At 22.6% G+C, this 14,789-nt stretch carries 13 protein-coding genes and 1 other RNA gene; 7 read left to right on the forward strand and 7 right to left on the reverse strand.

Annotation, left to right across the window (positions count from 1 at the left end; all coding sequences use genetic code 11):
- Positions 1-52 precede the first annotated feature (52 nt).
- Positions 53-1,321 (forward strand): FAD-binding oxidoreductase, encoded by a 1,269-nt coding sequence (locus ACTTA8_RS00430; RefSeq protein ID WP_440653712.1) that lies wholly within the window; start codon positions 53-55, stop codon positions 1,319-1,321.
- A 5-nt stretch (positions 1,322-1,326) separates the two neighbouring features.
- Positions 1,327-2,049 carry an SDR family NAD(P)-dependent oxidoreductase gene (locus ACTTA8_RS00435; protein WP_440653714.1) on the forward strand — a complete coding sequence of 241 codons (723 nt, stop codon included), beginning with the start codon at positions 1,327-1,329 and terminating at the stop codon, positions 2,047-2,049.
- A gap of 214 nt (positions 2,050-2,263) precedes the next feature.
- On the opposite strand, the gene ssrA is transcribed toward ACTTA8_RS00435, so the two are convergent.
- Positions 2,264-2,559: a transfer-messenger RNA gene (gene ssrA / locus ACTTA8_RS00440) on the reverse strand.
- 23 nt (positions 2,560-2,582) lie between these two features.
- On the opposite strand from ssrA, the gene ACTTA8_RS00445 reads away from it, so the two are divergent.
- Together ACTTA8_RS00445 and ACTTA8_RS00450 are read left to right on the forward strand one after the other, a co-directional pair.
- Positions 2,583-2,957 carry a hypothetical protein gene (locus ACTTA8_RS00445; RefSeq protein WP_440653715.1) on the forward strand — a complete coding sequence of 125 codons (375 nt, stop codon included), beginning with the start codon at positions 2,583-2,585 and terminating at the stop codon, positions 2,955-2,957.
- The gene (locus ACTTA8_RS00450) at positions 2,950-4,260 is read left to right on the forward strand and encodes a hypothetical protein (protein ID WP_440653717.1); all 1,311 of its coding nucleotides are present in this window, start codon (positions 2,950-2,952) and stop codon (positions 4,258-4,260) included. The genes ACTTA8_RS00445 and ACTTA8_RS00450 overlap by 8 nt, the downstream gene beginning before the upstream one ends.
- Here the strand turns inward: ACTTA8_RS00450 and ACTTA8_RS00455 are convergent.
- Both ACTTA8_RS00455 and ACTTA8_RS00460 read right to left on the reverse strand, forming a co-directional pair.
- On the reverse strand, positions 4,250-5,245 hold the full coding sequence (locus ACTTA8_RS00455; protein WP_440653718.1) for a hypothetical protein: 996 nt from the start codon (positions 5,243-5,245) through the stop codon (positions 4,250-4,252). The two genes, ACTTA8_RS00450 and ACTTA8_RS00455, sit on opposite strands and share 11 nt — an antisense overlap.
- The gene (locus tag ACTTA8_RS00460) at positions 5,242-6,180 is read right to left on the reverse strand and encodes a hypothetical protein (RefSeq protein WP_440653720.1); all 939 of its coding nucleotides are present in this window, start codon (positions 6,178-6,180) and stop codon (positions 5,242-5,244) included. The genes ACTTA8_RS00455 and ACTTA8_RS00460 overlap by 4 nt, the downstream gene beginning before the upstream one ends.
- Before the next feature lie 591 nt (positions 6,181-6,771).
- Here ACTTA8_RS00460 and ACTTA8_RS00465 point away from each other — a divergent pair.
- Complete coding sequence (locus ACTTA8_RS00465) at positions 6,772-7,752, forward strand: NAD-dependent epimerase/dehydratase family protein (protein WP_440653721.1); 981 nt, start codon at positions 6,772-6,774, stop codon at positions 7,750-7,752.
- Positions 7,742-9,190, forward strand: coding sequence for a glycosyltransferase (locus ACTTA8_RS00470; RefSeq protein WP_440653723.1), 1,449 nt, complete (start codon positions 7,742-7,744; stop codon positions 9,188-9,190). Before ACTTA8_RS00465 ends, ACTTA8_RS00470 begins: the two co-directional genes overlap by 11 nt.
- On the opposite strand, the gene ACTTA8_RS00475 is transcribed toward ACTTA8_RS00470, so the two are convergent.
- From ACTTA8_RS00475 to ACTTA8_RS00485, 3 genes are all read right to left on the reverse strand, one after another.
- Complete coding sequence (locus tag ACTTA8_RS00475) at positions 9,182-10,267, reverse strand: glycosyltransferase (RefSeq protein WP_440653725.1); 1,086 nt, start codon at positions 10,265-10,267, stop codon at positions 9,182-9,184. The two genes, ACTTA8_RS00470 and ACTTA8_RS00475, sit on opposite strands and share 9 nt — an antisense overlap.
- Entirely contained in the window at positions 10,257-11,204 is a 948-nt protein-coding gene (locus tag ACTTA8_RS00480) for an O-antigen ligase family protein (RefSeq protein ID WP_440653726.1), read from the reverse strand. The genes ACTTA8_RS00475 and ACTTA8_RS00480 overlap by 11 nt, the downstream gene beginning before the upstream one ends.
- Positions 11,205-11,482: 278 nt before the next feature.
- Positions 11,483-12,880, reverse strand: a complete 1,398-nt coding sequence (locus ACTTA8_RS00485) for an oligosaccharide flippase family protein (protein ID WP_440653728.1) — start codon at positions 12,878-12,880, stop codon at positions 11,483-11,485.
- A 128-nt stretch (positions 12,881-13,008) separates the two neighbouring features.
- On the opposite strand from ACTTA8_RS00485, the gene thyX reads away from it, so the two are divergent.
- Positions 13,009-13,956: an FAD-dependent thymidylate synthase gene (thyX, locus tag ACTTA8_RS00490; protein WP_440653730.1), complete on the forward strand. Its 948-nt coding sequence runs from the start codon at positions 13,009-13,011 to the stop codon at positions 13,954-13,956.
- On the opposite strand, the gene ACTTA8_RS00495 is transcribed toward thyX, so the two are convergent.
- The gene (locus tag ACTTA8_RS00495) at positions 13,937-14,761 is read right to left on the reverse strand and encodes an Mrp/NBP35 family ATP-binding protein (RefSeq protein WP_440653732.1); all 825 of its coding nucleotides are present in this window, start codon (positions 14,759-14,761) and stop codon (positions 13,937-13,939) included. The two genes, thyX and ACTTA8_RS00495, sit on opposite strands and share 20 nt — an antisense overlap.
- Between the last annotated feature and the right edge of the window lie 28 nt (positions 14,762-14,789).

A 14,789-nucleotide genomic window follows, 5' to 3' on the forward strand; every position in this document is an offset into this window, starting at 1 on the left:
TATAATTTTTGATAAGATAAAATAATATATCCAATAATTTAAAATTTAAATTATGAAAATTATTAATAATTTTTCATTTACCAGATCAATTAAAGACAAAATAATATATCCAAAAAATCTTCATGAATTAAAAAAAAGGATTAAATCAAAATTTACACTTGTAGGAAATTTAAGATCTTATGGAGATACAGCAATCGGTAAGTATAGCCATGTATCATTATTAAAATTTAAAAAAATTATAAACTTTGATCCAAAAAAAAAATTAATAGAAGTTGAGTCAGGTCTATTATTAGCTGATCTTTTGAAATTTACTTTAAAAAATAACTTAATTCTCAGTTGTATGCCGGGCTGTAAGTATGTCTCAATTGGAGGAATGATTGCAAATAATATATCTGGAAAACTAGTAAAAAAAAATAATATTAAACATTTTATTAAATCTTTAAAATTGATTAATGAAAATGGAAAAATAATCAAATGTTCAAAAATCAAAAATAAAAAATTGTTTGATTTAACAATTGGAGGCAAGGGAAGGACTGGTCCAATTATTTCAGCAGAAATATATCTCATGGAAATAAATTCAGATAAATTTTTTGAAAATAATTTTAGTTTTAAGAACTACTTAGATTTTAAAAAAAATTTATTTTATTTAAAAAAATATAATTATTGTGTAGTTTGGCTAGATTTTACAAATATTTCACTAAAGGGTATATTTTTTTTTGGAAATCATTTAAATAAAAAAAAAAATAATTTATCCTTTAATTATAAAGATACATATATACCTAATTATTTCTTATTAATCTTTTCAAGACTGGTAACTTCTAAATGGTTTGTTAAATTATTTAATTTTATCTTTTTTCAAAAATTTCATTTTTTTCAAAATAGAGTGGTTGGTATAAATAGTTTTTTATTTCCACAAAATAAAATAAAAAATTGGAATTTTATATTTAAAAATACTGGATTTATACAATTTCAAATTTATTTTAAAATTAATAGATTAAATAAAATTATTAATTCTTTAAAAATTTATTTGGCAAAAAGAAATATTTATTCGAATTTTGTGATTTTAAAGTTTCATGGAATTAATCGAGTTTCATTATCTCTTGATTTTCCAATTAAAAATAATCAAAATGAAATTAATAAATTTATTAATGAATTTGTTAACAAATATCAATTAGAAGTGGAGTTGTCCAAAGACATTTCATTGAAAAAAATAAATATGATAACTTTGAAACACAACCAAATTTTTAATAATAAAAATCAAAGATATTTTATAAAAAATTTTAATTCTAATATTTTTGAAAGAATAGTTGTTAAAAAATAATTTTTATGAACAAAAAAATATTCATACATGGTGGTTCATCATTAATATCAAAATCTTTAATTAATAAATTTAAAGATGAGACAAGTGAATTCTATATATTTTGCAGAGATATCAAAAAAACGAAATTAATACTTGGAGAAACATTAAAAAAAGCAAAATTTTATTTTTTTGAAAATAATTTAGAAAATTTAGAAGAAACTTTTGCAGATTTAAATAAAATTCCAGATGATTTTGATGGAATATTTTGGGTAACTGGTTATACAGGTGATGCACAACAAGAACTTAATTCAGTTGAAAAAGCCAATTTTAATTTAAAAGTTAATTTTACAAATGTTGTGTTATGCCTCTCTTTTTTGGTAAAAAAAATTAAAGTTTCTAAACAATCTTTCATATGTGTTATTACCTCTGTAGCTGGTTTAAGAGGAAGAAAAAGAAAACTTTTTTATTGTTCAGCTAAATCTGGTTTAATTAATTTTTTATCAGGTTTAAGACAACTGCTAAACGGAAAAATAAATGTTTTGACCGTAATACCAGGATATATTTCAACAAATAGTTTTAATGAAAAAAGTTATCAATTTCTAATTTCCTCACCAGAAATTATGAGTAAAAAAATTTATCAGGCACTTAAAAAGCAAAAAGAAATTATTTATGTTGGTAGTATTTGGCGTTTTATAATGTTGATTATTAAAATTATACCTGAAAAAATTTTTAAAAAATTAAAATTTTAATTTTATTAAGTTATCATCAGCTAAGAATAATTTCTTAATTTTTTAATTAAAATCACTTAATGAAATCACATTAATTTTTTATTAGTGAATAGAGTTCTATTTTTTTCTATAACTAAATCTAAGAAAACAGAATAATGACACTTTGAAATACTACAATTTAAATTTTATTTTTAAATTTTTTTAGAAAATGAGCTGGGTTAACATAAAATATTGGAAAGGGGGCGTTCTGTTGCCAGGTGCCCCAAACCCCGTCAACTTAATATTAATTAAGCTGCAAGTGCATAACTTTCGTTAGCAATTATAAATTAGCCCTTTGCGGTGGAGCTATTCCGAACGAAAGAATAACTTTTAGACACCCGTCGAAACTAGTTCACCCCCAAGTATTTTATTTTTGGTGGAGGTGGTGGGTACTGCCCCCACGTCCGAAATGGTTATTACGAAATTCGTTTATCGCTATAGTTGGAAAACCAACTACTTTAATATAAGAGTATTAAAAATTAATACAAGTTAATTGAATAAATGGCATTTTTATAATGAAAAAAAAATATATTTATTTTTTAACAATATTTGTATTAGTAATTTTTTTTAATTATTTTGAAAATACATATATAATTTATAAATATAATCACCATTTAAGACTTATTAATAATTATGGATTTTGCCATGAAACGTCCTATGGATTTATTAAATATTTAGATAAAAAATTTAATTTTGAAAAAAATATAAAAATAATTAATGATGAAACTCATCCTTCCTCAGATACTTTTATTCACAAGCCTGGTGTATCTTATTATAAAGATTATTTAATTTTATTAAATTACAACGAAAATGATAGTAAAATTAATTTGGAAAATTTTGATATAATTGAAAAAAATAAAAACTGTTTTTATTTAAAAAAAAATGATTGAGATTATTGGAATTTTTTTAAGTTTATTAATATTCTTATCTTTTTCTTTTTTTCCACTTAATACAAAAACATATGAAAAAATATTAGTAATAAAAATAAACTGTATATATGATTATTTATTTTTAAATTTATTAATAAATTTTGTAATACTTTTTTTAATTTCATTTACAAACATCGATTATTTTAATTACTTTTTATTTGTCGTAATTTCATCTTTAATCTTAAATATCATATATTATTTTGATAATTTTAAATCAAAATTTAAATTCTTCAAAAATTTAAATTTTGTCTTTTTTTTAATAATTAATTTATTTCTTTTCACTTATTTATCTAAAGATCCAACCTTAAGTTGGGATGGTTTAGAAAATTGGTATTATAAAGCTCAAGCTTTTTTTTATAACCATAGTTTTTTTGATTTAAAAAATATTAGAGGCGTTGATTACTATCCTCACTTCGGTTCATTCTTATGGGCTTTTTTTTGGAAAAATTCATTATTACAATACGAATACAGTGGGAGATTTATTTATGTATTTGTCTTTCTTCTGTCCATTTTTTCTATCTCCAATCTTATAAAAAATAAAAATAATTTGAAAATAATTACAATAACTGGATTAATCTTGATTTGTTTTGACAGCTTTTTATTTAAAGGATACCAAGAGGTTTTAATATTTTCTTTTTTAATTTTTGCTTTAAAAAATTTTTTTTATTATTTGCAAAATCAAAGAAAATTTTTTTTAATTATAAGCTTTGTTTGCTTTAATTTTTTACCATGGTTTAAAAATGAGGGTTATATATTTTTAATTATTTTTTGTCTTTCATTATTAATTTTAATTAAGCAATTCTCAAAGAAAAATGAAATATTGACATTTATTTTATTTTCTTTTTCGATGTTAATAATTAAGCATTTATTATTTGCTAATTATTATGAAACTAATTTAGTTCATGGTGGTAATTTTTATTTTCCAAATCTTGCTGAAACTATTTCATTTATAAATTTATTTACATTTGGCTTAATTGTTGCATTGCTAAAATACAAAATTTGGATTTTTATTTTACTAAGTTTTTATTTATTCTTTAAAAATAAAAAACTTTTTAAAGACTCAAAAAAATTAATTAACGTACTTAAAATAAATTTAATATTATTTTTTATTTTATTATTTGGGATATACTTTAGTGTAATTAATCACGATTATGGCTTAAGCTGGTGGATTGATAATTCACTTGACAGAATAATTTACCAGATTTCAGGATTATTTGTAATTGGTATAATAATTTCTATAAATAATATAAAAATTAAAGTTTAAAATAATCTAAAAAATTATTATTATTTTTTAATTTTATTACACACTGTTTTTTAAATTTATTTTTTAATTTTTTTTCTAACAATTTTTTTACAAGATCTCTTCTATAATAATTTACAGGTGTCATATTTTTTTTCAAACAGGAAAGTGGATTGTTAGATATATTGTGGAAAACATGAACACCATTACTAAGACAGTCTAATGCAAAAAAAGAGTATATATTTTCACCGGAAAGAAATGAATATCTAGTATTTTGTAATATATTACATAATTTTTTTTTATTAACTTTTCCCATATTAGTAATCTGTTTATTATTAATTTTTTCTCCTATTGTGACCACTCTAAATTTTTTGCACAAATAGTTAGCAAGGTAAATCATTAGATCTGTATTTTTATTCTTATGAGATCTTAAATAAAATATGATATCAATTTTTCGTGATAAATTTTCATCTTTATATTTGAAATCTTTAAAAACATAGTTGTATCTAGGATTGTTGAGATTATTAAATTTACTCTTTAGCAAGTCGGTAGAAAATAAAAATTTTTTTTGCCTAAAATTTATTACCTTAAGACTTAAATAACAAAAAGAATTTAATACAAATTTTCTTAAAATATAATTTAATACAGGTTTTTTAGAATATTTACTTCCTCCTGTTATTGGTCCTAAAATTGTATTTGGTGGTAAAAATAAAAATAATAAAAAATTCCACAATGGTAGATAGTTTACGTAGCATAATTTTTTATTTTTTTTAAATATAAAAATAAACCATAAATATATTATTCCAGATAAAGGTGAAATTACTCTATCTTTTAATATATTTAAAATATTAATTGAAAAATTAATATTTTCTAAGAAAGATCTTTGAACTTTAAATATTAAATTTTTATTATATTTTTTTAAATCTTTCAGAAATTTTTTACCAAGAATACCTTCTCCACTACTTGTTTTTAAATCTGAAAACCAAATATATAATTTTTTTTTTTTCAATTTTTTATTTCTTTATATTTATTATTAATTATCAAATAAGATGAACAAAATATTAGAAGATCTACACCAAACACACTGTATGAGTTTTCAAATAAAATTCTAAATTGTAAAAATATTATTGATAAAATTGATGCAATTAAGAACGGATCAGAAATTAAACCGATTTTTTTTTTATTAATTATTAATTTTGTATACTTAAAAAATACTAAAATATTTATCGCAACAAAAATAAAAAATCCAAGGATACCTGAGCAAATTAAACTATAAATATAACCATTAGAAGCATGAGCACCGAATGGACCTTTAATAGAGTCTGCCATATTATTAAGTTTATTATGTAAAAAATGTCGATCCGCTTGTGGGCCATGTCCAGTAATTAAGTTTTTTTTATTTTTAATTAAGAATTTTTCCAAATCAAATGAAATTAATTTTTTTTTCATATTTTGATTTATTTTATTATTAAAAAATATTTGTAGTAAATAATTCCACGCGTCCAATCTATTATTTGAAAAAGATATAATTTTATTTTTTAAATCTTCTTCACTTTTTTCTTCAATTATAAAAAAATCTTGTCTTAAATGAAATTTAAAATCATTCTCATTAATTTCATGGTTTAAATTCTTTTCGTGAACGTTGTTTATTTCAATATTTTTTATTAAAAAAACTTTTAAGTAAGGATAAGAAATAAAAAACAATGCTGGTAAAAGTAATATTAAAATTAAATACTTTAATTTGTTATAGAAATTTATATTTTCATATAAATAAATATTTAATGTTACAATTATTAAAAAAGAAATAATTGTGCCTCTAGATTGTAAAGTGAAAATTGTAGTAACAAAAATAATATTAATAATCAGTGCAAAGTTTTTAAAATAACTAAAATTTTTATCAGTAAGATACAAACAATTAAAAAAAATAAATAAGACTAATGCCATTCTTGATAAGCCAGAAGATCTAGGAATTTGTTCATTTTGAAAAAGTAAATTAAAAGCGTTGCTGTGATATAATAAATTTATAGATAAGATATTTTCTTTTAAAACCAAAAATAAAAAAATAAAAAATAATATTAATAGTAAAGAAATACTCGTTAATTTTATTAATTTGAGAAGCACAATATTATTCTCGTAATTAACTAAATTATAGAATAGCATTAATGCAAATATGCAAATTAACCAATAATGTTCATAAAGATTTTGCTTATAATATAACAATCCTGTAAGTTGTACGAAACTGTATAAAAAAAATAGTGTGGAAAAACTATCAAAATTTAATAATTTTTTTTTATTATAAAAAAAATCATAAAGTATAAATTTAAATAATATTAAATAGGGTAAAATTGCCCTTAAAAAATTAAACTTATTTTCAAAAAATTCATTTTTAATAAATTCATTGGTAATATATTTTGAACCTGTGTTGATTGAGAACCAAAAAAGAAAAAATACAATGAGATAATATCGATACCTAAAAAGACACTTGTAAAATTTAAAATAATTATACATAAGATAGTATATTAATTTAAAAACTTAATGAAAAAGAAAATTTTAATTACAGGCGCAGGAGGTTTTATTGGCGGGCATTTGACTAATCATTATCAAAAAAGAGGCTATAAAATAATATGTGTTGATTTAAAAAAAAAAAAAAATTGGTTTCAAATTAATAGTAAACTAAATAACGTGGTAGCAGATTGTAGAGATCCTATTGTTTGTGATAGGCTTACAAGAGGGGTAGATTATGTCTTTAACCTTGCATGTGACATGGGAGGCATGGGTTTCATAGAAAATAATAAGGCTTTATGCATGCTTTCTTCTGTAATAAACATAAATTTACTTAAGTCAGCAAAAAAAAATAAAGTAAAAAAATTTCTTTACTCATCTTCGGCATGTATTTATCCTTCATATGCGCAAAAAGATTATAAACTTCCTAAGTTAAAAGAAAAAGATGCTTATCCTGCTGACCCAGAGGACGGATATGGATGGGAAAAATTATTCAATGAAAGAATGTGTAGACATTTTTATGAAGACTATGGATTAGAAGTGAGAATAGCTAGATATCATAATGTTTATGGAGAATATGGAAGTTGGAGAGACGGAAGAGAAAAAGCCCCAGCTGCTTTGGCAAGAAAATTTGCTGAATCTATACATAAAAAAAAAAATAAAATTCAAATATGGGGAGATGGAAATCAAATAAGAAGCTTCTTGTATATTGATGATTGTATTAAAGGTACAGATTTATTATTTAAAAGTAAATTCAGAGACCCAATTAATATTGGAAATGACAAGCATGTTACAATAAATAAACTTGTATCTATTTTAGAAAAAATAACAAATCATAAAGTTGAAAGAATCTATGACACATCAAAACCTAAAGGTGTAAATTCTAGATCAAGTGACAACACACTTGTCAAAAAAGTTTTAAATTGGTCGCCTAAAATTTCTACAGAAATAGGAATGGAAAAACTCTTTAACTTTGTTAATTCAGAGTATAAAAAAATGAAAAATGAAATCTAATCAAGAAGATTTAGTTTCAATAATCATACCCTTTTACAATGAAAAAAATTATTTTGATGAATGTATTAATTCTGTTTTGAATCAAAGTTATAAAAATATTGAAATAATCATTATCAATGATGGTAGCGATAATGAATATATTGAATATCTTCGAAGAATTCAAAGTAAAAATCCAGATAGAATTTTTTTAATAAATAAAGAAAATGAAGGAGTAAGTTCTGCAAGGAATTTAGGGATTCAAAAAGCAAATGGAAAGTATGTTAGTTTTTTAGACTCCGATGATATTTGGCTACCAAATAAAATTGAATATCAACTGAATATTATTAAAAAAAAAAAAATTAATTTTATACACAACTCCTACCTAGTTCTAGGTGAAGATGAAAGAATTATTGGTAAATTTATACCTACCGATCTGAGGTATGAAAACTTGATTAAATCTTGTGATATAGGTCTTTCGACAGTTCTCCTTAGTGCAGAATTAGCAAAAAAAAATTTATTTCCAAATATATCAACAAAAGAGGATTATGTATGTTGGTTAAAAATCGTTAGGAAGATAAATAATCTGCACAGTGATAAAGAAGTTACAACAATTTATCGAAGAAGAGGAAAATCTCTTTCATCAAATTTTTTAATTAAATTTGTTAATGCATATAAAGTTTACCATAATTTTGAAAAATTTGGACACATTAGATCAATAATTTATACTTTTAGACTATCGATTTATTATTTATTAAAAGAAAATTTGATAAGGAATAAATATATATATCCTATCGATTTTAGATATCTATTAAATTTTAAAAATCTAAGTTTTGAAAATTCATTTATTTTAGTAGCGCTAAATATGGCATCATTATCCTATATGAATTTATTATATCAAAATTATAATAATGTGATTTTTTGGATTGATGGTGTTTGTGCAAAATTTATAATTAAAGATTATGTTAAAACTGCTGGAAGAAAAGTTATAGAAAAAATTTCTCTACCATCATCAATAGAAAATGTTTATTTATGTGGCAAGAAAAGTAACAATCAGTTACTTTATATTCAGGACAAATTAAGAAAAAAAGTTGAATTCATCGAACTTCCATATTTTAATAGTTTAGAAGATACATCTAAATTTAAATTAAAATTAAAAAATAATTCAACTGTATTTATTAACATATCAACTCCAAAACAAGAAATCATTGCTAAAAATATATTAAAATACAATTCTTCTAAAAAAATTTTTGTATTTTGTTTAGGAGGGGGTATAGCGATGGCAGCTGGTGAAGAAGAAATTGTACCTGATGCTATTGAAAGATTAAATCTAGAATGGTTATGGAGACTGAAATCAGATACTTTTTTTAGATTAAAAAGATTAATTAGAACAGGTTCAGTCTTTGCCTTCAAAAAAATTTTCAAATATTTTAGTAAGGTTAATTTTAAAGAATTAGTTTAATAAATTGTGTTTTAAAAAAAAATTTTCTACGATATTTTTCATTTTATACAATTTTATGTAATATCTACTCACTCTCTTATCAATTTTTTTTGAATTCAATTTTAATAAGATTTTATTTGCAAAATATTTGTTATCTTTGCAAATAAAGATATTTTTAAATTTAGGGTTAATTTTTACACCTGCAACCCCATCTTTTGTAGCAATTATAGTCTTTCCAAGAGCTAGAGCATGCAGAGTTTTGGTTTGCACCCCAAAAGTAATTTGCATTGGATTAACAAATAAACATGCACCTTTAAGATATTGCAAAAATTTATCTTTTGTAACAAATCCCACATTAACAATAAAATTTTCATTAAATGGCAAAGATCTGTTTCCACTTACAACTAGTTTTATATATGAGTTTTGATAATTTACTTTTGGCATTATCTCTTTCACTAAAGTTTTAAGAGCATCGTAATTTGGATAAAAATCAATATTACCTCCAAAAAAAATATAATCATATTTTTTTTTTATTGATTTTAATTTATTTAAATTTTTAGGTAATTCCAATCCATTTGAGAGAACATGGGATTTTATACCATAAATTTTATCAACAATTTTTTTTTCTTCTTTTGATGTACATGTAAAAATTTCAAAGTTATTAGCAATATAGTTTTCAAAATATTTTGTTAAATAAGTTATCAAAAAATTTTGTTTATGCTTTCGAATTACATATTCAATATTTTGTGAGTGATATATAAATTTTGCATTTGGTAGATCATTTTTCAACAATTTGTAAAGTGAATATGTATAACCAGCCCAACTAGCACCTTCAATTATGATAACAATTTTTTTTTTATTTTTACAATAGTTTTTAATTTCATTTGCTAATTTAATTAAATTTAAAATTTTATGTATCTTTGAATTTTTAATAAAAATTGACTTAACATTTTTGTGTTTTTTTTTATTATCTGAGTACTGAAACAATATTTTATTTTTACTAGGTATGTTTTTAAAAAAATTATAAGAAACCTCGGATCCACCAGAATAAGGGTCTGTTACTCTAAAAAAATTTATTACAATAAATTTAGTTTTCATTTAGGTGTAAATAATATCCTACTGGAAAGTAAATTAAAATATTTACCCAATTATTGAAAAAATCACCACTAGGTATAGGAAATAAATTTAATAAAAAACCAGCAATCAAATATATATTTAGCTCACTATTTATATCTCTATCTTTGAAATTAAAAAAATTCATGAAAAATCTAAACAACAAAAAAAATAAAATAGAAATAAATATGATGAAACCAAAAATTCCTATTTCCGCTAGTATTTGAAATGCATAATTATGTGGATGCCAACCTGTAAGAACTAAATTTTTAAAATTTTTTGGACCAATTCCAAAAAGTGGGTTTTCTAAAAATAAATTTATACTAGTCACAATTTGGAGGTGATGGTATTTAGAAAAAATAAATTTACCTTCATCGTACTCTCCTAAAATTTTACCTGAATCTGAATAACCAGGATGCAACAACCCTGTTGAATACAAAACACTTTTAATTTTGCTGAAAATTTCAGGCTGGTAATAAAATAAAATTACGGTCAAAAAAATAGCAATAATTAAAAATAAAATTTTAGGCTTTAAAAAAAAATTTGATTTAAAAAATATTAATAAAACAAACGATGAGATTATGAATATCGCAACCCTTTCAGTTGTTAAAATTATTAATAAAAAAATCAGAAGAATGAAAGATGAAGCTATTTTTTCTAATTTTATTTTTTTAAATTTATCTTTAAATACGATTATTGAAAAAATAAATAAAGGAAACATTTTTGCTAAAAAACTACCTAATTTTTTTTCATCATTAAAAAAACTTGTTACGTAAAATGAATCTTCGCGATATTCTTGTAATTCAAATAAAAAAATATTTTTATCAAAAATAAATTGAAAATACCCATCAAATAACAGCAAAATATAAGTAAATATGATTGAATAACTCAAAAATAATTTTGAGTTATCTATATTTTTCAAAACATAGAATACTAAGATTGAAAATATACCGTATCGAACATATCCGATGGAATATTTAAATAGTAATAAATTATCAGAAAATAATGCGCTTAAATTTAGAATTATAAAAAAAATAAAAAAAATCTTAAAAAAACTATTATTGTAATATTCAAATAGTCTTAACCTAAAACTATCATATATAAAAAGTAATGAACAAATAATTACAATTAAATCTGGCAAGAATGGTCCCGAAATTAAAGCTAACGGTAAAAAGTAGATTAATTTGTGATATCCATATATCATTTTAAAAATTCTTTTTTAATAATCTCTTTAGGAAAATAAAATAATAACAATAATAAGAATAAACCAGAAAGAAAATAGAATAATTGAAAATTTTCATTAATGCTAAATAAAAATATTAAAATAAAAATAATATTTTGTAATATCAAGATATTAAAATTAATTAAAAATTTTTTTATATAAAAAGCTTTAATAAAAAATGCGATCAATGACCTTATTAGCATTGTGTATGCAAAGAAATTAATATTTTTATAATAAACAGATATGATTAATCCAATCACAAAAACAACTAAAACAAAAGTTTCTATTTGTGAATTTTTTTTAGAAAGCTTTTGTGTATCTAAAAAAGTCGAAATTATATGAGTAATACATATGTAAAATGAAATCATTAAAAATATTTTAAATAAGAATAGAATCTCCAAATTTGCACTTACTCTCAACCACCAAATTAAAACTTCATTAATAAAAGGATTTATTAATATTAATAAAAAACCTATTAAATAAAAAAAACTATAAAAATTTGAATTTAAAATTTCAAAAGTTTTTTTTTTATTTTTACTTGAGGAAATTTTTGGAATAAAAACTGATATTAATCCATCAGATATAACAGATAACTTACCAGCAATTTGTTGTGGTATGGAATATGTGCTTAAACTAGCTGCTCCTAAAAATATTTTAATTAAATATTTATCAAAAAAATCAAATATTTGAATATAGGCTGATGATAAGGTTTGCCATTTTCCATAATCAAGGAAATCTTTGAGAATTTGTGGAGAAAACTTGAGTTCTATATATTTTTTATAAATTAAAGTAAAAAATATTACTAAAATCCCAAAAATTTTAATACATAATGAAATATTAAATAAAGTAGCTACATCCTGATAAATATTAAAATCTAATAAGATAAATAAAGCAGGCAAAGATAAAGAAAGACTATAAAATATTAAATTACCAAAACTACTTAAGAAATAATACTTTAGTCCTTTTGATATATTTTCTAAAGTTACGTATACGTTAGAAAAAAAAAGAGCAAAAAAAAGAATTTTATAATTATTTAAAATCAAATTATTGTTTAAACTAATTAAAATTATATAAAATAAATAAAGCAACAAACATACCAAAGCACTTGAAATAATGCTTGTAACAATTGTAGTTGATATAATTGAAGACTTATTTTTTTTTAAAACTTTTTGCATTTTGATTGATGCAATTTTTCCTAGGTTAAAATTGGTTATCATAACTACTGAGAGCAAAATATGGAGAATTAAGAAATTTCCATATTTTTCAAAGCCCAAATAGTTAAGGTAAATTGGGATGGTAAAAAAAGACAAAAAAATTGATATAAATCCTGGAGTTGAACTTATGATAATATTACCTAAATTTTTGTTAAATATCATATGTTTTTGTTAAAGCTACAAATTACATAATTTTTGTTTTGTGTATATTTCTAAATTCACCAAAAATACTATTTTACAATGGTTAAAAATTTCTTAAATAATTTTATAAATTAACCTTATTTTTATAAATGAAACTTACAAATGAACAGATAAATGAGATTAAAAATCAGCAATCTCAAGTTAACCAAACAAAAAGAGTTACTGCTCCAGAATTAGAAAATATTCTATATGAAGCAATTCCTGCTTTAGATCATGGTTTTGTTAGAGTTATTGACTATATGGGTGATGACACATCAATAGTTCAATCAGCTAGAGTATCATATGGCAAAGGAACAAAACAAGTTTCAACAGATAAAGGTTTGATTAAATATTTAATGAGACATTGGCATAGTACTCCATTTGAAATGTGTGAAATTAAATATCATATTAAACTCCCAATATTTATTGCGAGGCAGTGGATCAGACATAGAACTGCAAATGTAAATGAATACTCTGCAAGATATTCAATTTTAGATAAAGAATTTTATTTACCATCTAAAGAAAATTTAGCTACGCAATCGACTAGTAACAGACAAGGAAGAGGACATGTCCTTGAAGGCAAACAAGCAGAAGAAGTTTTAGAACTATTAAAAAATGATGCGGAAAGAACTTACAATAATTATGAAACAATGCTTAATGAAAGATATGATGGTTCAACAATTGATGATAATAAAAATGGATTAGCAAGGGAACTTGCAAGAATGAACTTAACATTAAATACATATACTCAGTGGTATTGGAAAACTGATTTATTAAATTTAATGAATTTTTTAAGGTTAAGAGCTGACAGTCACGCCCAATATGAGATTAGAGTTTATGCAGATATAATGTTAGACACAGTTAAAAAATGGGTACCAATAACTTATGACGCATTTATGGATTATAGAGTAGGAGGAACAGAGGTTTCTGCAAAAGGAAAAGTTATAATTCAAAAACTTATTAAAGGTGAAAATGTAGATCTTGAGAGTTCAGGTCTATCTAGAAGAGAATGGAATGAATTAATGACTGCTTTTGATCTTAAAGATAAATTGATTTAATCTTTTCAGCAAAACCCAAATATATTTTTGAAATCTCATGTTCTGGGTTTGACTCAACTATCGGTTTTCCTTGGTCGCCAGAATTTCCAACTTCAGGATTTATTGGTATTTCCCCTAAAAAATCTTTTTGAAATTCTTCAGCTGTTTTTTTTACTCCACCTTCTCCAAATATCTTGTACTTCTTTCCATCGTCTCCAACAAAAAAACTCATGTTATCAACTAAACCTAAAATTTTAACTCCAAGTTTATCAAACATTTTAATTCCTCTTTTTACATCCAAAAGAGCAACCTCTTGTGGAGTTGAGACAATGATTGCACCATCCATTTTAATTTCTTGTGAAAATGTTAATTGAGTGTCACCAGTTCCTGGAGGCATATCAACAATTATAAAATCTAAATCTTTCCAATTAACTTTCTGAGTAAAAGTTTTGATTGCACTAGTCACCATCGGGCCACGCCAAATCATTGGAGTTTGTTGATCTGCTAAAAATCCAATTGACATACATTGAATGTCATATTTTGTTATGGGATCTAATTTTTGACCGTCACTTTTTGGTTTTTCATCAATATCAAACATTTTAGGAATGGAAGGGCCATAAATATCAGCATCTAACAATCCAACTTTGCATCCAACTTTTTTTAAAGCTAAAGCTAGATTCGTCGCAAATGTAGATTTTCCTACACCACCTTTTGCACTTGAGATTGCAATAGTAAACTTAGTTCCTAGAATTGGATTTTTTTTAAAAACTTTAGGCTCCACCTTCTTTTTCATTGCGTCACTTAGTTCTGGCTTTTTATCTGTCATAAAAGTATCCTTACTTGTTTTTTGCAAT

Source organism: Candidatus Pelagibacter sp. HIMB1506 (assembly GCF_052047935.1).
Lineage (GTDB): Bacteria > Pseudomonadota > Alphaproteobacteria > Pelagibacterales > Pelagibacteraceae > Pelagibacter.

Coding starts and splice junctions, on each gene's coding strand:
- ACTTA8_RS00485 (WP_440653728.1), bottom strand. CDS start 12,880: ATGATATTTAACAAAAATTTAGGTAATATTATCATAAGTTCAACTCCA.
- ACTTA8_RS00445 (WP_440653715.1), top strand. CDS start 2,583: ATGAAAAAAAAATATATTTATTTTTTAACAATATTTGTATTAGTAATT.
- thyX (WP_440653730.1), top strand. CDS start 13,009: ATGAAACTTACAAATGAACAGATAAATGAGATTAAAAATCAGCAATCT.
- ACTTA8_RS00430 (WP_440653712.1), top strand. CDS start 53: ATGAAAATTATTAATAATTTTTCATTTACCAGATCAATTAAAGACAAA.
- ACTTA8_RS00470 (WP_440653723.1), top strand. CDS start 7,742: ATGAAATCTAATCAAGAAGATTTAGTTTCAATAATCATACCCTTTTAC.
- ACTTA8_RS00465 (WP_440653721.1), top strand. CDS start 6,772: ATGAAAAAGAAAATTTTAATTACAGGCGCAGGAGGTTTTATTGGCGGG.
- ACTTA8_RS00495 (WP_440653732.1), bottom strand. CDS start 14,761: ATGACAGATAAAAAGCCAGAACTAAGTGACGCAATGAAAAAGAAGGTG.
- ACTTA8_RS00475 (WP_440653725.1), bottom strand. CDS start 10,267: ATGAAAACTAAATTTATTGTAATAAATTTTTTTAGAGTAACAGACCCT.
- ACTTA8_RS00460 (WP_440653720.1), bottom strand. CDS start 6,180: ATGGCATTAGTCTTATTTATTTTTTTTAATTGTTTGTATCTTACTGAT.
- ACTTA8_RS00450 (WP_440653717.1), top strand. CDS start 2,950: ATGATTGAGATTATTGGAATTTTTTTAAGTTTATTAATATTCTTATCT.
- ACTTA8_RS00435 (WP_440653714.1), top strand. CDS start 1,327: ATGAACAAAAAAATATTCATACATGGTGGTTCATCATTAATATCAAAA.